Origin of the sequence: Pseudomonas sp. RIT288, assembly GCF_000631985.1 — a bacterium.
GTDB lineage: Bacteria > Pseudomonadota > Gammaproteobacteria > Pseudomonadales > Pseudomonadaceae > Aquipseudomonas.
In genome coordinates, this window is record NZ_JFYN01000034.1 from 1 (window position 1) to 19,659 (window position 19,659).

Sequence of the window (19,659 nt, forward strand, 5' to 3'; positions counted from 1 at the left end):
AGCTACAGACCCAATTTCGGGCTGCTTCTATCGTCTTCTTCAATGAATCAAGCAATTCGTGTGGGAACTTATGGAGCAGCTGATGTCGTCGATTAAGGAGGTGATCCAGCCGCAGGTTCCCCTACGGCTACCTTGTTACGACTTCACCCCAGTCATGAATCACACCGTGGTAACCGTCCTCCCGAAGGTTAGACTAGCTACTTCTGGTGCAACCCACTCCCATGGTGTGACGGGCGGTGTGTACAAGGCCCGGGAACGTATTCACCGCGACATTCTGATTCGCGATTACTAGCGATTCCGACTTCACGCAGTCGAGTTGCAGACTGCGATCCGGACTACGATCGGTTTTGTGGGATTAGCTCCACCTCGCGGCTTGGCAACCCTCTGTACCGACCATTGTAGCACGTGTGTAGCCCAGGCCGTAAGGGCCATGATGACTTGACGTCATCCCCACCTTCCTCCGGTTTGTCACCGGCAGTCTCCTTAGAGTGCCCACCATAACGTGCTGGTAACTAAGGACAAGGGTTGCGCTCGTTACGGGACTTAACCCAACATCTCACGACACGAGCTGACGACAGCCATGCAGCACCTGTCTCAATGTTCCCGAAGGCACCAATCCATCTCTGGAAAGTTCATTGGATGTCAAGGCCTGGTAAGGTTCTTCGCGTTGCTTCGAATTAAACCACATGCTCCACCGCTTGTGCGGGCCCCCGTCAATTCATTTGAGTTTTAACCTTGCGGCCGTACTCCCCAGGCGGTCAACTTAATGCGTTAGCTGCGCCACTAAGAGCTCAAGGCTCCCAACGGCTAGTTGACATCGTTTACGGCGTGGACTACCAGGGTATCTAATCCTGTTTGCTCCCCACGCTTTCGCACCTCAGTGTCAGTATCAGTCCAGGTGGTCGCCTTCGCCACTGGTGTTCCTTCCTATATCTACGCATTTCACCGCTACACAGGAAATTCCACCACCCTCTACCATACTCTAGCTTGCCAGTTTTGGATGCAGTTCCCAGGTTGAGCCCGGGGATTTCACATCCAACTTAACAAACCACCTACGCGCGCTTTACGCCCAGTAATTCCGATTAACGCTTGCACCCTCTGTATTACCGCGGCTGCTGGCACAGAGTTAGCCGGTGCTTATTCTGTCGGTAACGTCAAAATTGCAGAGTATTAATCTACAACCCTTCCTCCCAACTTAAAGTGCTTTACAATCCGAAGACCTTCTTCACACACGCGGCATGGCTGGATCAGGCTTTCGCCCATTGTCCAATATTCCCCACTGCTGCCTCCCGTAGGAGTCTGGACCGTGTCTCAGTTCCAGTGTGACTGATCATCCTCTCAGACCAGTTACGGATCGTCGCCTTGGTGAGCCATTACCTCACCAACTAGCTAATCCGACCTAGGCTCATCTGATAGCGCAAGGCCCGAAGGTCCCCTGCTTTCTCCCGTAGGACGTATGCGGTATTAGCGTTCCTTTCGAAACGTTGTCCCCCACTACCAGGCAGATTCCTAGGCATTACTCACCCGTCCGCCGCTGAATCCAGGAGCAAGCTCCCTTCATCCGCTCGACTTGCATGTGTTAGGCCTGCCGCCAGCGTTCAATCTGAGCCATGATCAAACTCTTCAGTTCAAACATCTTTGGGTTTTTAAGAAACCCTAAACTTGGCTCAGCAATCGTTGGTTACATCTTTGATTTCTCGCGGAGTAACTTGTGATGCTGATAATCTTGTTGACTATCAGTCTGACTCCACAAGCACCCACACGAATTGCTTGATTCAGTTGTTAAAGAGCGGTTGGTTAAGATCTTTCGTCTCAACCGAGGCGCGCATTCTACAGCAGCCTCATTTACTGTCAAGTGATTATTTTCAGAAGTTTTCGAAGATTTCTTCAACAACTTCAACCACTTGCGCTTCCGATCTCTCGTTAGCGGGAGGCGAATTCTACAGCGTTACACGCTGCTGTCAACACCTCTTTTTCTCCGCTTTCGACCGAGAAGATCGAACCGTCAAAAGAGCCAAACATCACCGCTCCTTCAACTCCTTCCAGGCTTCGATGAACTGAAGCAGGCCACTACCGAAAACTACATAACTCATTGAATCTCAAGGAGTTTTACGTTTCGACTGCGCCGGAAGTGGGGCGAATTATAGACGTCCTGAATCTGCCGTCAACCGTTTTTTTCACATTTCTGTCATATCGGTCAAAAACACCCGAAAACACGAAGGCCGACCTTAAGGGTCGGCCTTCGTCATTCCCTTCTACTTACAAGCTAGGGAAGGCGAATTGCGACGCTTCATGGCTCGCACGCTGCGGCCAGCGCTGGGTGATGGCCTTGCGACGGGTATAGAAGCGCACACCATCCGGGCCATAGGCATGCAGGTCGCCGAACAGCGAACGCTTCCAGCCGCCGAAGCTGTGGTAAGCCACCGGAACCGGCAGCGGTACGTTGACGCCGACCATGCCGACTTCGATCTCGTCGCAGAACAGGCGCGCCGCCTCACCGTCACGGGTAAAGATGCAGGTACCGTTACCGTATTCGTGATCGTTGATCAGCTTCATCGCCTCTTCCAGGCTGTTGACCCGAACCACGCACAACACCGGTCCGAAGATCTCTTCCTTATAGATGCGCATTTCGGGGGTGACGTTGTCGAACAGGCAGCCGCCGAGGAAGAAACCGTCTTCGTTACCTGGAATGCTCAAGCCGCGACCATCGACCACCAGGGTCGCGCCCGCTGCCACGCCGTCATCGACATAACCACTGACCTTGTCCCGCGCCTGACCGGTTACCAGTGGCCCCATGTCCAGACCGCACGAAGTGCCAGCACCGATTTTCAGCGCCTTGATCTGTGGAACCAGTTTCGCCACCAGCGCATCCGCTACCTGATCGCCGACACACACTGCGACCGAAATCGCCATGCAGCGCTCACCGCAAGAACCATAGGCAGCCCCCATCAGCGCGCTGACCGCGTTGTCCAGATCCGCATCCGGCATCAGCACCGCATGGTTTTTCGCCCCGCCCAGCGCCTGAACGCGTTTGCCGCGCTTGGTGCCTTCGGCATAGATGTACTCGGCAATTGGCGTCGAGCCAACGAAGCTCAGTGCTTTGACTTCCGGCGCTTCGATCAGCGCGTCCACTGCAGTCTTGTCGCCATGCACCACGCTCAACACACCTTTCGGCAGACCGGCTTCGATCAGCAATTGAGCGATCAGCAGCGTCGAGCTTGGGTCACGCTCGGACGGTTTCAAAATGAAGCAGTTGCCGCAGACGATCGCCAGTGGGTACATCCACAACGGCACCATCGCCGGGAAGTTGAACGGTGTGATACCGGCAACCACGCCCAGTGGCTGGAAGTCAGACCAGGCGTCAATGTTCGGGCCGACGTTGCGGCTGTACTCGCCCTTGAGGATTTCCGGGGCGGCGCAGGCAAACTCGACGTTCTCGATACCGCGCTTGAGTTCACCGGCGGCGTCTTCGAGCGTCTTGCCGTGTTCTTCGCTGATCAATTGCGAGATGCGCGCTTCGTTCTGCTCGAGCAATTGCTTGAAGCGGAACATCACCTGGGCACGTTTGGCCGGCGGGGTGTTGCGCCATGCCGGGAACGCAGCCTTGGCGGCGTCGATCGCGTGCTGGATGGTTTCGCGGGTGGCCAGCGGCAGCTTGTGGATCGCCTGACCGGTGGACGGATTGAACACATCAACCGCGCGACCGTTCTCGGTCACCAGTTCGCCATTGATCAAATGCGGGATAACGCTCATCGGGGAACTCCTGAATTTTGAAAGCTGGGCGCCCGCCAAGGAGCGCCGTCTATATATAAGTAGCTTTGGGTAAGAACCGAACTGCACTGGCGCTCTTCAGTACGCCTTCGCGAGCAAGCTCGGCTCCTACAGGTCCTGCGCAAATCAGTCGAGCTTGTTCAGCACTTCGCCAACCGCGTCGAACAGGCGATCGAGGTCTTGCGGCTTGCTGTTGAACGTTGGGCCGAACTGCAGGGTGTCGCCGCCGAAGCGCACGTAGAACCCGGCTTTCCACAGGGCCATGCCGGCTTCGAACGGACGCACGATGGCGTCGCCGTCACGGGCCGCGATCTGGATCGCACCGGCCAGGCCGTAGTTACGGATGTCGATGACGTTCTTCGAACCTTTCAGGCCGTGCAGCGCATTTTCGAAATGCGGGGCAACCTCGGCCACGCTCTGCACCAGATTTTCCTTTTGCAGCAGGTCGAGTGCCGCCAGGCCAGCGGCGCACGCCACCGGGTGCGCCGAGTAGGTGTAGCCGTGGGGGAATTCCACCGCATATTCCGGGGTCGGCTGATTCATGAAGGTCTGGTAGATCTCGGAGCTGGCAATCACCGCGCCCATCGGAATCGCGCCGTTGGTGACTTGCTTGGCGATGCACATCAGGTCCGGGGTCACGCCAAAGCTCTCGGCGCCGAACATCGAACCGGTGCGACCGAAGCCGGTGATCACTTCGTCGAACACCAGCAGGATGTTGTGCTGATCGCAGATCTCGCGCAGACGCTTCAGGTAACCCTGCGGCGGAACCAGCACGCCAGCGGAACCGGCCATTGGTTCAACGAAGACTGCCGCGATGTTCGAAGCGTCGTGCAGTTCGATCAACTTCAGCAGCTCATCGGCGAGGGCGATGCCGCCCTGCTCCGGCATGCCACGGGAGAATGCATTGCTGGCCAGCAGGGTGTGCGGCAGGTGATCGACGTCCATCATCGCCTGACCGAACAGCTTGCGGTTGCCGTTGACACCGCCGAGGCTGGTGCCGGCGATGTTCACGCCGTGGTAGCCACGGGCACGGCCGATCATTTTGGTCTTGGTCGACTGGCCTTTCAGACGCCAGTAGGCACGAACCATCTTCACCGCGGTGTCGGCACACTCGGAGCCGGAGTCGGTGAAGAACACGTGGTTCAGGTTGCCCGGGGTCAGGTCAGTGATTTTCTCGGCCAGCTGGAACGACAGCGGATGGCCGTACTGGAAGCCTGGCGAGTAATCGAGGGTGCCCAGTTGTCTGGATACCGCTTCCTGAATTTCCTTGCGGGTGTGCCCGGCGCCGCAGGTCCACAGACCGGACAGCGAATCGTAGATCTTGCGGCCCTTGTCATCGAACAGCCAGCTGCCTTCGGCACCGACGATCAGACGCGGGTCGCGCTGGAAGTTGCGGTTGGCGGTGTACGGCATCCAGTGCGCGTCCAGCTTCAGTTGGCTGGCCAGTGGCGACGGCGCGTTTTCAGGCATGTTCATCGGGCAAAACCTCGCAGGGCATAAGCATCAGGGAGATAAAAAGCGTTGTTGCAGCTAAATTGCCACGCGGATAAAGTCGGTGAAATCCAACTTTTCTAACCTTCAGTTAGAACACTGCTAAACAATGAGTACAACAGCATGAGCAGTCGTCGCCCCGATCCGCTGGCCCAGGTCAGTGATTTTGATATTCGCCTGCTGCGGATTTTTCGTAGTGTGGTGGAGTGCGGCGGCTTCTCGGCGGCGGAAACTGTGCTCGGCATCGGGCGCTCGGCGATCAGCCAGCAGATGAGCGATCTGGAACAGCGCCTCGGCCTGCGTTTGTGCCAACGCGGTCGCGCCGGATTCTCGCTGACCGAAGAAGGCCGCGAGGTTTATCAGTCAGCGCTGCAACTGTTAAGTGCGCTGGAAAGTTTCCGCACCGAGGTCAACGGACTGCACCAGCACCTGCGTGGCGAGTTGATCATCGGCCTGACCGACAACCTCGTCACCCTGCCCCACATGCGCATCACCCATGCCCTCGCCCAGTTGAAGGAACGCGGGCCTGACGTGCAGATCCAGATCCGCATGATCGCCCCCAATGAAGTCGAACAAGGCGTGCTCGACGGTCGCCTGCATGTCGGCGTGGTGCCGCAGGCCAGTGCACTGTCGGGGCTGGAGTATCAGCCGTTGTACAGCGAACGCTCGCTGCTTTATTGCGCGGTGGGTCATCCGCTGTTTTATGTCGATGACAAGCAACTGGATGACGAACGCCTGAACAGTCAGGATGCGATTGCGCCGACATTCCGTTTGCCGGCGGAGATTCAGGCGCATTACCAGGCCCTCAACTGCACCGCCAGTGCGTCTGACCGTGAGGGCATGGCGTTTCTGATTCTGACGGGACGTTATATCGGTTATCTGCCGGATCATTACGCCAGCCTCTGGGTGCAGCAAGGTCGCTTGCGTGCGCTGAAATCGACGACGCGGTTTTATGATTTGAGTCTGGCATCGGTCACGCGCAAGGGGCGGCGCCCTCATTTGGTGCTGGAGAGCTTTCTCGAAAGCCTCGCTGCGACGCGTTGAAAAAATAAATCCAGGATCAATCGCTCCGGCCTCGAACAGCAAGATCAAAGGATCGTCCGAACGCGGCCCGAACCTTCGGCAGCTCCTACATTGGAGGTGTACAAGCAGAAAGCTGAGCAAGTGGACAGGTTTTTGCAGTGAAGGGTGAACTCGATCCCTGAACAAGAAGCCAAACCCATGCAGCCAGAATCTGAACCCTACAACGACCTGATCTACGGCCTCGACGACCGCCCGAAACCACCCGCCGCAATTCTCGCCGCCCTGCAACACGTGCTCGCCAGTTTCGTCGGCATCATCACCCCGCCGCTGGTGATCGGCTCGGCCCTCGGCCTGACCGCGCATCTGCCTTACTTGATCAGCATGGCGCTGATGGTTTCCGGGGTCGGCACGTTTATTCAGGCGCGGCGGCCGTTCGGCATCGGCGCCGGGATGATCTGCCTGCAAGGCACCAGTTTCGCCTTTCTCGGCGCGGTGCTATCGGCCGGGTTTCTGGTCAAGCAGCGTGGCGGCAGCCCGGAAGACATTCTGGCGATGATCTTCGGCGTATGTTTTTTCGGCGCCGTGGTGCAGATCGTCCTCAGCCGTTTCATCGGTCAATTGCGCCGGGTCGTTACGCCACTGGTGACCGGGATCGTGATTACTCTGATCGGCATCAGTCTGATCAAGGTCGGCATCACCGATCTGGGCGGTGGATTCAATGCGCCGGACTTCGGCGCGCCGGGCAATCTGGCGCTGGGGGTGTTCGTGTTGCTGACGATCATCCTGCTCAATCGCTCGAACACGCCGTGGGTGCGTCTGTCGGCAATCATTATCGGACTGCTGCTCGGCAGTCTGGCCGCGTGGTTTAGCGGAAAACTGGTTCCGCAGGCATTGCCTGACTTGCCGCTAGTAAGTCTTCCTGCACCGTTCAAGTTCGGATTCAACTTCGACTGGACGGCGTTCCTGCCGGTCGCGCTGATTTATCTGATCAGCACCATCGAAACCGTCGGCGACCTCACCGCCAACTGCATGCTGGCCCGCCAACCCATCAGCGGCCCCTCCTATATAAGCCGATTGCGCGGTGGCGTACTCGGTGACGGCGTGAGCTGCATGATCGCCGCCACCTTCAGCGCCTTCCCCAACACCACGTTTGCGCAGAACAACGGCGTGATCCAGTTGACCGGCGTGGCCAGCCGCTATGTCGGGCTGTACATCGGCGCGATTCTGTTTTGTCTCGGCCTGTTTCCAATGATCGGTGCGGTGCTGCAACAGATCCCCAAACCGGTGCTTGGCGGCGCCACGCTGGTGATGTTCGGCAGCGTGGCGGCGGCCGGGGTGCGGATCCTTGCGCAGTCGCCGCTGGACCGGCGCAGCATGCTGATCATCGCCACCTCGCTCGGCGTCGGCCTGGGCATTGCCGCGCAACCGAACCTGTTGCACCTGTTGCCGAAACTGGTGCAAAACCTGTTCGACTCGGCGATCACCAGCGGTGGCCTGACCGCGATTATCCTGTGCCTGTTGCTGCCGGAGGCGAAAACCGTCAGCGTCGAGTCCGCCACAGCGCTGAACAAGATCGAACAGGCGTAACGGTTTTATTGCTTCAGGACTTGTCGGATGCCTGTGGGTGCGTTATCAACGCAACTGGTTGCACCCACAGACAAACCGGAAGTGCCTATGACCTTTGAAGTCCCCGCTCACGGCGGCAAACCCGCCAGCCGCATTCGTCAGAAGAACGAAGAGACCATCCTCAAAGCCGCCGAAGACGAGTTCGCCCGTCACGGTTACAAAGGCACCAGCATGAACACCATTGCGCAGAATGCCGGGTTGCCCAAGGCGAACCTGCATTACTACTTCACCAACAAGTTGGGGCTGTACGTGGCGGTGCTGAGCAACATCATCGAGCTGTGGGACAGCACCTTCAACACCCTGACAGCCGAGGACGATCCGGCCGAAGCGCTGACCCGCTACATTCGCGCCAAGATGGAATTCTCCCGCCGCCAACCGCAAGCCTCGCGGATCTTTGCGATGGAAGTGATCAGCGGTGGCGAATGCCTGACCGAGTATTTCAACCAGGATTACCGCGCCTGGTTTCAGGGCCGCGCGGCAGTGTTCCAGGCATGGATCGATGCCGGCAAGATGGACCCGGTGGATCCGGTGCACCTGATTTTCCTGCTGTGGGGCAGCACCCAGCATTACGCCGATTTTGCCACGCAGATCTGTCGCGTCAGCGGTCGCACCAAGCTGACCAAGCAGGACATGGAAGACGCCGGCAACAACCTGATCCGCATCATTCTCAAAGGCTGCGGCCTCACCCCGACTATTTAAGACGTTTATGCCTTTCACCCTCAGCGGTTTTTGCGAGTACCGCGAAGAGATTCGCAAGAGCCGCTTCATCACCGTCGCGGCGCCGATCGGCAGCCCCGCCGACGCGCAGGCGTTCTTCGAACAACACAGCGACTTGAATGCCTCGCATAACTGCTGGGCGTGGAAACTTGGTGCGCAGTACCGCAGCAACGACGATGGCGAACCCGGCGGCACCGCCGGACGCCCGATTCTGGCGGCCATCGAAGCGCAGGATTGCGATCAGGTCGCGGTGCTGGTGATCCGCTGGTATGGCGGTATTCAACTGGGCACTGGCGGGTTGGCCCGGGCCTATGGCGGCGGCGCGAACAAGTGCCTGCAAGCAGCGGCGAAAGTCGAGTTGATCAGCCGTGTGCCGCTCGGTTGTGCCTGCGGCTTTGCCGAGTTGGCACTGGTGAAGCTGCGGGTGGCGGATCTGGGTGGCTTGGTGGTGGAAGAAAACTTCACCGCCAATGGCGTTGAATTGCAGTTGGCCGTGGGTGAGGCGCAGATCGAGTTGCTGCAAACGCAGTTGGCGGATTTGAGTCGTGGGCGGATTGTGCTGCGACGTTAGAAGCAAGATCAAAAGATCGCGGCCTTCGGCAGCTCCTACATTGGAAATGTGTTCTCTCTGTTCGAGCTGCCGAAGGCTGCGATCTTTTAGGGCATCGACGAATTCCGTTATTCCAACAACTTGCCCACATCTGCTGTGCACCCGGCTGTGGATAACCTGAGCACATTCCGCTGTAACCCTTCTGTCACGTGGCTTTGCGCGATTTGCTCACTTTTCGTACATCACACCTGAAAATAGATTAATCCCACGTAAAAACAAACAGTTAGCGCTGTTTATCACCATTGGGAGATAGCACCGCAGCGCTTATGCCGAGGATCTCCAATTGCGCACAAATACTGTGGAGCAACCTGTGGATAACCCGTTTATGACTGGCGCAGTCGCAGGTTCTGCATAGCTTCGACCCGGTTGCTCGTTTTTTAACCAGTTCGTCACGGTGCAAAAGTGGAGCCGGATCAACAGCTTTGCGCTGAATTGGTGCCCGCTCCCCCTGCGTTTTTCATCGCGAAGCTCTGCCGCCGGCGCGTGGCAACAGTTACGGCGGGCGTTCCTGACTCAATGGCCAGGAAATTGCTTTATCCACAGGCACAACTCCAAGTCAGTCGAGCCTGTCATGCCAAGCCCAGATTCAACGCCGCGCCTGCAACTGCGCCAGATCAGCAAACGCTACCCCGGTTGTCTGGCCAATGACGCCATCGACCTGAGCATCGCGCCGGGAGAAATCCACGCCCTGCTCGGTGAGAACGGCGCGGGCAAAAGCACGCTGATGAAGATCATCTACGGCGTCACCCACGCCGATACGGGGGAGATGCTCTGGCAGGGCCAGCGAGTAAATATTCGCAACCCGGCGCAGGCCCGGCAGTTGGGGATCGGCATGGTATTCCAGCATTTCTCGCTGTTCGAAACCCTCAGCGTCGCGCAGAACATCGCTCTGGCCATGGGCGCCAAAGCCGGCACGCCGAAACAACTGGAGCCGAAAATTCGCCAAGTGTCGCGCCGCTATGGCATGGCGCTGGAGCCGGAGCGACTTGTCCACAGCCTGTCGATCGGCGAGCGGCAACGGGTGGAAATCATTCGTTGCCTGATGCAGGACATTCGCCTGCTGATTCTCGACGAACCGACGTCGGTGCTGACGCCGCAAGAGGCCGACGAATTGTTCATCACCCTGCGTCGTCTCGCCGCCGAGGGCTGCAGCATTCTGTTTATCAGCCACAAGCTCGCGGAAGTACGCGCCCTGTGCCATAGCGCCACGGTCTTGCGCGGCGGGCGGGTCGCCGGGCATTGCGTGCCGGCCGAATGCTCGGATCAGCAGTTGGCGCAGATGATGGTCGGCGAAGCGGCGGCACTGATCGGCGAATACCCGAAAGTCAGCGGGGGCGCGGCGTACTTACAAGTCAACGGCTTGAGCTGGCACAACCCCGATCCCTTCGGCTGCTCGTTGAGCGACATCAACCTGCAAGTACGCAGTGGCGAAATCGTCGGTATCGCCGGGGTCGCGGGCAATGGACAGGATGAGTTGTTGGCGTTGCTCAGCGGTGAACAAACCCTGCCCCGCGACGGCGCGACAACGATTCGTTTCGCCGGGCAAGCGGTCGCCGATTTACGCCCGGATGCGCGGCGCCAACTCGGTCTGGCGTTTGTCCCGGCAGAACGCCTGGGCCATGGCGCGGTGCCGGAACTGAGCCTTGCCGACAACGCCTTGCTCACGGCCTTTCAACAGGGGCTGGTGAGCAACGGTTTGATCCAGCGCAGCAAAGTCGAAACCCTCGCACAAACCATCATTCAGCGCTTCGGGGTGAAAACCCCGGGCACTCACGCTGCCGCGCGCAGCCTGTCCGGCGGCAATCTGCAGAAATTCATTCTTGGCCGGGAGATTCTCCAGCAGCCGAAACTGCTGATCGCCGCGCACCCGACCTGGGGCGTCGACGTTGGCGCAGCGGCGACCATTCACCGCGCGCTGATTGCCCTGCGCGATGCCGGCGCGGCGATCCTGGTGATCTCCGAAGACCTCGACGAACTGTTCCAGATCAGCGACCGCCTCGGTGCCCTGTGCGCGGGGCGTCTGTCGCCGCTGCAGAACACCACCAACACCCTGCTGAGCGATGTCGGTGGCTGGATGGCCGGGCACATCAACCACACGCATTCATCGGCCACGGCCTGACGGAGTTTCCCAACATGCTGCTTTCCCTCGAACCCCGTGGCCAGCAATCGCGCCTGATGTTGTGGTGCTCGCCGTTGCTGGCGGCGCTGCTGACACTCGGTTGCGGCTCGCTGTTGTTCATCGCCCTGGGGCATGAGCCGCTGCAAACCTTGCACACGCTGTTGATCGCACCGGTCAGCGATCTGTATGGCGTCTCCGAACTGCTGGTCAAGGCGCTGCCGATTCTGCTTTGCGCACTCGGTCTGGCCGTGGCTTATCAAGCGCGAATCTGGAACATCGGCGCCGAAGGCCAGTTGCTCCTCGGCGCACTCGTCGGGAGTGCCCTGGCGGTGAACATCATCGACCTGCAAAGCCGTTGGGCGCTGGTGCTGATTCTGCTTACCGGCACTGTCGCCGGTGCCGCTTGGGCCGGGCTGACGGCATGGCTGCGCACGCGCTTCAACGCCAACGAAATCCTCACCAGCATCATGCTCAATTACATCGCGCTGAACCTGTTGCTGTTCTGCGTACACGGGCCGCTGAAGGATCCGGCCGGCTACAACTTTCCCGAGTCGGCGATGTTCGGCGACGCCAGTCGCCTGCCACTGCTGATGGAGGATGGCCGGGTGCACGCCGGGGTGTATTTCGCCCTGCTCGCGCTGGTTGCGGTGTGGGTGTTGCTGCAGAAAAGCTTTGTCGGTTTCCAGATCAAGGTGCTCGGCCTGGATAAACGTGCGGCGGGGTTCGTGGGCTTTCGAGAGAAGCGTCTGATCTGGCTCGCGCTGTTGATCAGCGGCGGCCTGGCCGGGCTGGCCGGGGTCTGCGAAGTCACCGGGCCGATCGGCCAATTGGTGCCGCAAGTCTCGCCGGGGTATGGCTATGCAGCAATCACCGTGGCGTTTCTCGGGCGGTTGAACCCGATTGGCATTCTGTTCTCAAGCTTACTGATGGCGCTGCTGTACATCGGCGGCGAAAGCGCGCAAATGACCCTCAACCTGCCGCAAGCCATCACCCAACTTTTTCAGGGAATGATGCTGTTTTTCCTGCTGGCCTGCGACGTGCTGATTCTCTATCGGCCACGCCTGAAACTGCGCTGGGCACGGCGCGCGTCGACCACCGCCGTAACCGCCGGAGCGCTGTGATGGATATCGATCTGCTGAGCAATATTTTCTACGCCATGGTGCGTTGCGGCACGCCGCTGTTGTTGGTGGCGCTGGGTGAGTTGATCTGCGAGAAGAGCGGCGTGCTCAACCTCGGGCAGGAAGGGATGATGCTGTTTGGCGCGGTGATCGGTTTCATCGTCGCCCTCAACAGCGGCAACCTGTGGCTCGGCGTGTTGTTGGCGATGCTCGCGGGGATGCTGTTGTCATCGCTGTTTGCCTTGGTGGCGTTGGTCTTCAATGCCAATCAGGTGGCGACCGGGCTGGCGCTGACGATCTTCGGCGTGGGGCTTTCAACCTTTGTCGGCGCGGCGTGGGTCGGCAAGCCACTGTCCGGATTCGAGCCGTTGGCGATTCCGTACTTGAGTGAGATCCCGCTGATCGGGCGCATGCTGTTTGCTCAGGACTTACTGGTGTACCTGTCGTTCGCCCTGTTTGCACTGGTGGCGTGGGTGATCATCAAGAGTCGTGTCGGCTTGATCATTCAGGCCGTTGGCGAGAACCCGGACGCGGCCAGTGCGATGGGCCTGCCGGTACTGACCGTGCGCACGCTGGCGGTGCTGTTTGGCGGGGCGATGGCCGGGTTGGCCGGGGCGTATCTGTCGCTGGCGTACACGCCAATGTGGGCCGAGAACATGACCGCCGGACGCGGCTGGATTGCCCTGGCACTGGTGGTGTTTGCCAGTTGGCGAGTGTGGCGTTTGTTGCTCGGGGCGTATCTGTTTGGCCTCGCCAGCATCCTGCACCTGGTGGCGCAAGGCTTGGGGCTGGCGATTCCGTCGAGTCTGCTGGCGATGCTGCCATACGTGGCGACGATTGTGGTGTTGGTGCTGTTGTCGCGCGATGCGGTTCGGACTCGGTTGTATGCGCCGGTGTCGTTGGGGCAGCCGTGGCAGGCCGGGCATTAAAGCGGTGACACTGCCGGCCTCTTCGCGAGCAAGCCCGCTCCCAGAGTATTCGTGTTGTCTAGATTGATTTGCGAACACCGCTGAGCGGCCTGCGAATTTGACAAGCAACCACGCTAAAGCCTGGAGTATGCTCCGGGGTCAACCGCTCTTTTGAGACCCCGCTTGATGTGTTGCGACGAGCGTTGCAACTACGGCTCGGTCAGGCGTGTCCATTGAATCCGTGAACCGTAACTTTCAAGGAACCCCGTCATGTCCCAGGCAAAAAACGCACTGATCATCGGCGCCTCCCGTGGCTTGGGCCTCGGGTTGGTGAAAACCCTGTTGGCCGATGGCTGGCAAGTGACCGCCACCGTGCGTAATCCGCAAAAGGCTGAGGCGCTGCAAGCGCTGGGCAAGGTGCGGATCGAGAAACTCGACATGGACGACCAGCAAGCGGTGATCGCCCTGAGCCAGCAGCTCAAGGGCGAGACCTTCGACCTGCTGTTCGTCAACGCCGGGGTCAAAGGTCCGGAGGTGCAGACCCCGGGCAGCGCAACACTGGCCGAAGTCGGCCAGCTGTTTTTCACCAACGCCGTGGCGCCGATCAACCTCGCGCAGCGCTTCGTCGGGCAGATCCGCGACGGCAGCGGCGTGCTGGCGTTCATGAGTTCCGGGCTGGGCAGCGTCACCGTCCCCGACGCCCCGGAGCTGGCGCTGTACAAGGCCAGCAAGGCCGCGCTGAACTCGATGACCAACAGTTTTGTCACGCAACTGGGCGAGCAGAAACTCACCGTGCTGTCGTTGCATCCGGGTTGGGTGAAGACGGATATGGGCGGTGAAGGTGCTGACCTGGATGTAGAAACCAGCACCCGCGGGCTGATTGATCAGGTGAATGCGTACACCGGCAAGGGCGGGCATCACTTCATCAACTACAAGGGTGAAACCATTCCCTGGTAAACCGAAAAATATCTGCCCCCCTACACCTGTAGGAGCTGCCGCAGGCTGCGATCTTTTGATCTTGAAAAACCAAATCAAAAGATCGCAGCCTGCGGCAGCGCCTACAGGGGATTGTGTTGGCTGTCGGGTTGGGCTTGCCCGCTGCCGCGATTTGTTTGACACTCCGCACCTCGTCCATCGCGGCGACCCTGGATCAGCAGACAGGGCAACACTGAGCTGGCAACCCTGAACCCCACTTTCAGAGGAGCCGGCCACAATGCCTGCGACCCGTACCTGGTTAAAAAATCCCCTCGCCATTTTCACGGCCAACGCGCTCGATGCCCGTGGCGGTCTGGTGCTGCAAGACGGTGTGATCGTCGAAGTGCTGGCAGCCGGTCAGCAACCGTCGGCGCCGTGCAATGAAGTGTTCGATGCCCGCGAGCATGTGATCCTGCCGGGCCTGATCAACACCCATCACCATTTCTATCAAACCCTCACTCGCGCCTGGGCGCCGGTGGTCAATCAGCCGCTGTTCCCGTGGCTGAAAACCCTGTACCCGGTGTGGGCGCGCCTGACCCCGGAAAAGCTCGCCCTCGCGACGAAAGTGGCTTTGGCTGAATTGCTGCTGTCGGGTTGCACCACCGCCGCCGACCACCACTACCTGTTCCCGGACGGTCTGGAAAACGCCATCGACGTACAAGTCGACACCGTTCGGGAACTGGGCATGCGCGCCATGCTCACCCGCGGTTCGATGAGCCTCGGCGAGAAGGACGGCGGCCTGCCGCCGCAGCAGACCGTGCAGGAAGGTCAGGTGATTCTCGACGACAGCCAGCGCCTGATTCACGAGTACCACGAGCGCGGCGACGGTGCGCAAATCCAGATCGCCCTGGCACCGTGCTCGCCGTTCTCGGTGACCCCGGAAATCATGTCGGCCAGCGCCGAACTGGCGAATAAACTCGACGTGCGCCTGCATACTCATCTGGCCGAAACCCTCGACGAAGAAGATTTCTGCCTGCAGCGTTTCGGCCTGCGCACCGTGGATTATCTGGACAGCGTCGGCTGGCTCGGCCCGCGCACCTGGCTGGCCCACGGCATCCACTTCAACCCGGACGAAATCACTCGCCTCGGTCAGGCCGGCACCGGTATCTGCCATTGCCCGAGTTCGAACATGCGCCTGGCCTCCGGCATTTGCCCGAGTATTGATCTGACCGATGCCGGTGCACTGTTCGGTCTGGGCGTGGACGGTTCGGCCTCCAACGACGCGTCGAACATGATTCTCGAAGCGCGGCAGGCGTTGTACATCCAGCGTCTGCGTTACGGCGCCGAGAAGATCACCCCGGAACGCGTGCTCGGCTGGGCAACCAAAGGCTCGGCGAGCCTGTTGGGGCGTACCGACATCGGTGAGCTGGCGGTGGGCAAGCAGGCGGATCTGGCGTTGTTCAAGCTCGATGAGCTGCGCTTTTCGGGCAGTCATGATCCGATTTCGGCACTGCTGTTGTGTGGCGCGGATCGTGCGGATCGGGTGATGATTGGCGGCAAGTGGCGGGTGATTGATGGCCAGGTTGAGGGTCTTGATCTGAAAGGCCTGATCGCTGATCACAGCCAGGCGGCTCGCCAGTTGATCGCCGGCACCTGATTCAATAAAGAACCCTGTAGGAGCTGCCGAAGGCTGCGATCTTTTGATTTTGATTTTGATTTTAAAAACAAGATCAAAAGATCGCAGCCTTCGGCAGCTCCTACAGGGGATTTGTGGTGTTCTTAGAGGCCGAGTAGCGACAGCATGATAAACGTCGCAAACAACACAAAGTGGGTCATACCCTCGATGGCATTGGTCTCGCCGTCATTCAGGTTGATCGCACTGACGATCAGCGTGATGAAGATCATCACCGTCTGCACCGGGGTCATCGCCATCTGAAACGGCTGACCGGTGTACAGCGCCATCGCCTCCATCACCGGCACCGTCAGAATTACCGTCGACAGTGACGCGCCCATCGCAATGTTCACCACCGATTGCATGCGGTTGGCCAACGCGGCACGCAACGCCGTCAGAATCTCCGGCGCCGCGGAAATTGCCGCCACCAGAATCGCCGTGATCACCGGCGGTGCGCCCGTACCTTCCAGGCCCAGATCGAGGGTCTTGGACATCACTTCGGCCAGTGCGCCGATCACCACCACGCCGAACACCAGAATGCCGATCGACCACGCCAGGCTCAGCGGTTTCGGTTCATCCTCCACCGGCTCTTTCTTGCGGCGTTTATCCGGGTAGCTGTAGCTGAAAAAATAACTGTGCGGGCCGACCTGCATTCGCAGGAACAACGCATAAAGCACCACCATCGCGCCGATGGTGAACGCTGAATAAATCTTCCAGTTGGCCGCCGGAATAAACTCCGGCACCACCATCGACACGCCCATGGCGGTGAGGATCATCACGCTGTAGCTACGCGCCGAATCATCGTTGTACGACTGCTCGCCGTGCTTGAGGCCGCCCATCAACGCGGCGAGACCGAGGATACCGTTGATGTCGAGCATCACCGCCGAATAGATCGTGTCACGCACCAGCGTGGCGGACGCCTCGTTGCTCATCATGATCGCCAGGATCACCACTTCCACCAGCACCGCAGCGAGAGTCAGGATCATCGTGCCGTAGGGGTCGCCGACTTTTTCTGCGAGCAGTTCGGCATGATGGGCAACGCGCATGGAGGCGGCGACGATGAAAGCGATCAGCACCAGACCGCAGATCAACGCGACGATCTGGCCGCTGTGGAGCATCCAGTGTTCCAGCGGATAGGCGACGCACGCAGCAATCACCGCCAGCAGCAGAAAGCTTTCTTGCTTGAAGATCGTGAACATGGCGGACCTTTTTGCCGAGGGGGTTGAATGAGCTACTGACTGCGGCGCGCCGCTAACGTTTCGTTACACCTTAGCGCACCAGCCGATAGCGTGAATCCGCTGGCTTGCACTGCGTTGGTTCCGACGCTGAAAAGATCGCAGCCTGCGGCAGCTCCTACAGGTTTCGCATTCCTCTGCAGGAGCTGCCGCAGGCTGCGATCTTTTGCTTTGTTGTCCTGTTGGTCAGCAATTTGCATTGCCCCTGACCACACACAACAAAATGGAGCTCCAATTCATGCAAATACGTCCGCTGCACAAACTGCTGTGCGCCGCCATCGGTCTGGGGATCAGCCTGAGCGCCAGCGCTGCCGATCCGCTGAAGGTCGGTTTCGTCTACATCGGCCCGATCGGCGACCACGGCTGGACGTATCAGCATGAACAGGGACGCAAGGCGCTGGCGGAGAAATTCGGCGCGCAGATCAGCACCAATTACGTCGAGAACGTGGCCGAGGGCGCCGACGCCGAGCGGGTGATCCGCAACATGGCCAAGGACAACTACGACCTGATCTTCACCACCTCCTTCGGCTACATGAACCCGACGCTGAAAGTCGCCAAACAGTTTCCGAAGGTGACCTTCGAACACGCCACCGGCTACAAGCAGGACAAAAACCTCGGCACCTACCTGGCCCGCACTTATGAGGGTCGTTACGTCGGCGGCTTCCTCGCGGCGAAGATGACCAAGAGCAAGAAGATCGGTTACGTCGCCTCCTTCCCGATTCCGGAAGTGATCCGCGACATCAACGCCATCCAGCTGGCCCTGAACAAGTACAACCCCGGTACCGAGATCAAAGTGGTGTGGGTCAATTCGTGGTTCGACCCGGGCAAGGAAGCCGACGCCGCCAACGCGCTGATCGATCAGGGTGTGGACGTGGTGTTCCAGCACACCGACAGCCCGGCGCCGATCCAGGCCGCCGAACGGCGTGGCGTGTACGCCGTGGGTTACGCCTCGGACATGGCGCACTTCGGCCCGAAGGCGGTGCTGACCTCGATCGTCAACGACTGGGCGCCGCACTACATTCAAGCGACCCAGAGCGTGATCGACCACAGCTGGAAATCCCAGGACTACTGGGGCGGACTGAAGGAAGGCACGGTTGAGCTGCCGATCAGCGACCTGGTACCGGCACCGGTGAAAGCCGAGGCCGAACAGATCATTGCCGACATCAAGAGCGGTGCGCTGCAACCGTTCACCGGACCGATCAAGGATCAGGCCGGCGTGGAAAAAATCCCGGCGGGCGTGAGTGCGACGAATGCGGAACTGGCGTCGATGAACTATTACGTGGAAGGGATGAAGGCCGAGATGCCGAAGTAAATCTCCGATTCACCACACAAAACCCTGTGGGAGCGAGCCTGCTCGCGAAAGCGGTGTGCCAGTCACCGATGATGTTGGATGACAGACCGCAATCGCGAGCAGGCTCACTCTTACAATGGTTCTTCAGCGTATTCAAGGATTGTGTATGGATCAGCTTCCGATCATCGACATCAGCCCGCTCTATAGCGACGACGAAAACGCCTGGCCTGCCGTGGCAGAAAAGATCGACCAGGCCTGCCGCGAATGGGGCTTCTTCTACATCAAGGGTCACCCGATTTCCGCGCAGCGCATCGATTCGCTGCTCGATCACGCCCAGCGCTTTTTTGCGCAACCGGCAGAAGAAAAACTCAGGATCGACATTACCCAGACCCGTCACCACCGCGGTTACGGCGCCATCGCCACCGAACAGCTCGACCCGGACAAACCCAGCGACCTCAAAGAAACCTTCGACATGGGCCTGCACTTGCCGGCGGATCATCCCGACGTGCTCGCGGAAAAACCCCTGCGCGGGCCGAATCGCCATCCGGCACAAGCAGGCTGGGAAACGCTGATGGAGCAGCACTACCTCGACATGCAGGCACTCGCGCAAACCCTGTTGCGGGCGATGACGATTGCGCTGGACATCGAGCGCGATTTCTTCGACACCCGCTTCAATCAGCCGGTGAGTGTGCTGCGGATGATCCACTACCCGCCACGCCACACCGCCAGCAGCGCCGAGCAGCAAGGCGCCGGGGCGCACACCGATTACGGCTGCATCACCCTGCTCTATCAGGACAGCGCCGGCGGCCTGCAAGTGAAGAACGTCAAAGGGGAATGGATCGACGCGCCGCCGATTGACGGCACTTTCGTGGTCAACCTCGGCGACATGATGGCGCGCTGGAGCAACGATCGTTATCGCTCGACCCCGCACCGGGTGATCAGCCCGCTGGGGGTGGATCGCTATTCGATGCCGTTCTTCGCCGAGCCGCACCCGGATACCCGCATCGAATGCCTGCCCGGTTGCCAGGACGCACAGCATCCGGCGAAATATCCGACCACCACCTGCGCCGAATTCCTCCTGTCGCGCTTCGCCGATACCTACGCCTATCGTCGCGAGCCGCAAGCGGTGTGATGGATCGCTTGGTCAGGTTTTGCCAATTGTT

General features: G+C 59.6%; 14 protein-coding genes and 1 rRNA gene. 11 read left to right on the forward strand and 4 right to left on the reverse strand.

Annotation, left to right across the window (positions count from 1 at the left end; translation table 11 throughout):
• Positions 1-93: 93 nt before the first annotated feature.
• From BW33_RS18845 to BW33_RS18855, 3 genes are all read right to left on the reverse strand, one after another.
• Positions 94-1,630, reverse strand: a 16S ribosomal RNA gene (locus BW33_RS18845).
• Positions 1,631-2,259: 629 nt separating this feature from the next.
• The gene (locus tag BW33_RS18850; protein WP_047600432.1) at positions 2,260-3,753 is read right to left on the reverse strand and encodes a CoA-acylating methylmalonate-semialdehyde dehydrogenase; all 1,494 of its coding nucleotides are present in this window, start codon (positions 3,751-3,753) and stop codon (positions 2,260-2,262) included.
• Positions 3,754-3,897: 144 nt separating this feature from the next.
• A complete protein-coding gene (locus tag BW33_RS18855; protein ID WP_047600434.1) occupies positions 3,898-5,247 on the reverse strand; it encodes an aspartate aminotransferase family protein in 1,350 nt (449 codons plus the stop codon).
• A 138-nt stretch (positions 5,248-5,385) separates the two neighbouring features.
• Between BW33_RS18855 and BW33_RS18860 the strand changes: the two genes are divergently transcribed.
• The 9 genes from BW33_RS18860 (at position 5,386) to BW33_RS18900 (ending at position 15,955) form a co-directional block, all read left to right on the forward strand.
• On the forward strand, positions 5,386-6,306 hold the full coding sequence (locus BW33_RS18860) for a LysR family transcriptional regulator (RefSeq protein WP_007968115.1): 921 nt from the start codon (positions 5,386-5,388) through the stop codon (positions 6,304-6,306).
• Positions 6,307-6,483: 177 nt separating this feature from the next.
• Positions 6,484-7,872 (forward strand): uracil-xanthine permease family protein, encoded by a 1,389-nt coding sequence (locus BW33_RS18865; protein ID WP_047600435.1) that lies wholly within the window; start codon positions 6,484-6,486, stop codon positions 7,870-7,872.
• Positions 7,873-7,959: 87 nt separating this feature from the next.
• Entirely contained in the window at positions 7,960-8,610 is a 651-nt protein-coding gene (locus BW33_RS18870) for a TetR/AcrR family transcriptional regulator (protein WP_047600437.1), read from the forward strand.
• 7 nt (positions 8,611-8,617) lie between these two features.
• A complete protein-coding gene (locus BW33_RS18875) occupies positions 8,618-9,199 on the forward strand; it encodes an IMPACT family protein (protein ID WP_047600438.1) in 582 nt (193 codons plus the stop codon).
• Positions 9,200-9,809: 610 nt separating this feature from the next.
• Positions 9,810-11,357 (forward strand): ABC transporter ATP-binding protein, encoded by a 1,548-nt coding sequence (locus BW33_RS18880; protein ID WP_047600439.1) that lies wholly within the window; start codon positions 9,810-9,812, stop codon positions 11,355-11,357.
• 14 nt (positions 11,358-11,371) lie between these two features.
• A complete protein-coding gene (locus BW33_RS18885; RefSeq protein WP_047600441.1) occupies positions 11,372-12,478 on the forward strand; it encodes an ABC transporter permease in 1,107 nt (368 codons plus the stop codon).
• The gene (locus tag BW33_RS18890; protein WP_047600443.1) at positions 12,478-13,404 is read left to right on the forward strand and encodes an ABC transporter permease; all 927 of its coding nucleotides are present in this window, start codon (positions 12,478-12,480) and stop codon (positions 13,402-13,404) included. Before BW33_RS18885 ends, BW33_RS18890 begins: the two co-directional genes overlap by 1 nt.
• Before the next feature lie 249 nt (positions 13,405-13,653).
• Complete coding sequence (locus BW33_RS18895; RefSeq protein WP_047600445.1) at positions 13,654-14,340, forward strand: SDR family oxidoreductase; 687 nt, start codon at positions 13,654-13,656, stop codon at positions 14,338-14,340.
• 256 nt (positions 14,341-14,596) lie between these two features.
• Positions 14,597-15,955, forward strand: a complete 1,359-nt coding sequence (locus BW33_RS18900; RefSeq protein WP_047600446.1) for an 8-oxoguanine deaminase — start codon at positions 14,597-14,599, stop codon at positions 15,953-15,955.
• A 122-nt stretch (positions 15,956-16,077) separates the two neighbouring features.
• Here the strand turns inward: BW33_RS18900 and BW33_RS18905 are convergent, their stop codons facing one another.
• The gene (locus BW33_RS18905) at positions 16,078-17,169 is read right to left on the reverse strand and encodes a calcium:proton antiporter (protein WP_047600448.1); all 1,092 of its coding nucleotides are present in this window, start codon (positions 17,167-17,169) and stop codon (positions 16,078-16,080) included.
• A gap of 274 nt (positions 17,170-17,443) precedes the next feature.
• Between BW33_RS18905 and BW33_RS18910 the strand changes: the two genes are divergently transcribed.
• Together BW33_RS18910 and BW33_RS18915 are read left to right on the forward strand one after the other, a co-directional pair.
• Positions 17,444-18,517, forward strand: a complete 1,074-nt coding sequence (locus BW33_RS18910; protein WP_047600450.1) for a BMP family ABC transporter substrate-binding protein — start codon at positions 17,444-17,446, stop codon at positions 18,515-18,517.
• Positions 18,518-18,662: 145 nt separating this feature from the next.
• Positions 18,663-19,628: a 2-oxoglutarate and iron-dependent oxygenase domain-containing protein gene (locus tag BW33_RS18915; protein ID WP_047600452.1), complete on the forward strand. Its 966-nt coding sequence runs from the start codon at positions 18,663-18,665 to the stop codon at positions 19,626-19,628.
• Positions 19,629-19,659: the final 31 nt, after the last annotated feature.

Excerpts from the sequence above, each read along its gene's own strand:
- BW33_RS18850 (WP_047600432.1), bottom strand. The coding sequence starts at position 3,753 with ATGAGCGTTATCCCGCATTTGATCAATGGCGAACTGGTGACCGAGAAC.
- BW33_RS18855 (WP_047600434.1), bottom strand. The coding sequence starts at position 5,247 with ATGAACATGCCTGAAAACGCGCCGTCGCCACTGGCCAGCCAACTGAAG.
- BW33_RS18860 (WP_007968115.1), top strand. The coding sequence starts at position 5,386 with ATGAGCAGTCGTCGCCCCGATCCGCTGGCCCAGGTCAGTGATTTTGAT.
- BW33_RS18865 (WP_047600435.1), top strand. The coding sequence starts at position 6,484 with ATGCAGCCAGAATCTGAACCCTACAACGACCTGATCTACGGCCTCGAC.
- BW33_RS18870 (WP_047600437.1), top strand. The coding sequence starts at position 7,960 with ATGACCTTTGAAGTCCCCGCTCACGGCGGCAAACCCGCCAGCCGCATT.
- BW33_RS18875 (WP_047600438.1), top strand. The coding sequence starts at position 8,618 with ATGCCTTTCACCCTCAGCGGTTTTTGCGAGTACCGCGAAGAGATTCGC.
- BW33_RS18880 (WP_047600439.1), top strand. The coding sequence starts at position 9,810 with ATGCCAAGCCCAGATTCAACGCCGCGCCTGCAACTGCGCCAGATCAGC.
- BW33_RS18885 (WP_047600441.1), top strand. The coding sequence starts at position 11,372 with ATGCTGCTTTCCCTCGAACCCCGTGGCCAGCAATCGCGCCTGATGTTG.
- BW33_RS18890 (WP_047600443.1), top strand. The coding sequence starts at position 12,478 with ATGGATATCGATCTGCTGAGCAATATTTTCTACGCCATGGTGCGTTGC.
- BW33_RS18895 (WP_047600445.1), top strand. The coding sequence starts at position 13,654 with ATGTCCCAGGCAAAAAACGCACTGATCATCGGCGCCTCCCGTGGCTTG.
- BW33_RS18900 (WP_047600446.1), top strand. The coding sequence starts at position 14,597 with ATGCCTGCGACCCGTACCTGGTTAAAAAATCCCCTCGCCATTTTCACG.
- BW33_RS18905 (WP_047600448.1), bottom strand. The coding sequence starts at position 17,169 with ATGTTCACGATCTTCAAGCAAGAAAGCTTTCTGCTGCTGGCGGTGATT.
- BW33_RS18910 (WP_047600450.1), top strand. The coding sequence starts at position 17,444 with ATGCAAATACGTCCGCTGCACAAACTGCTGTGCGCCGCCATCGGTCTG.
- BW33_RS18915 (WP_047600452.1), top strand. The coding sequence starts at position 18,663 with ATGGATCAGCTTCCGATCATCGACATCAGCCCGCTCTATAGCGACGAC.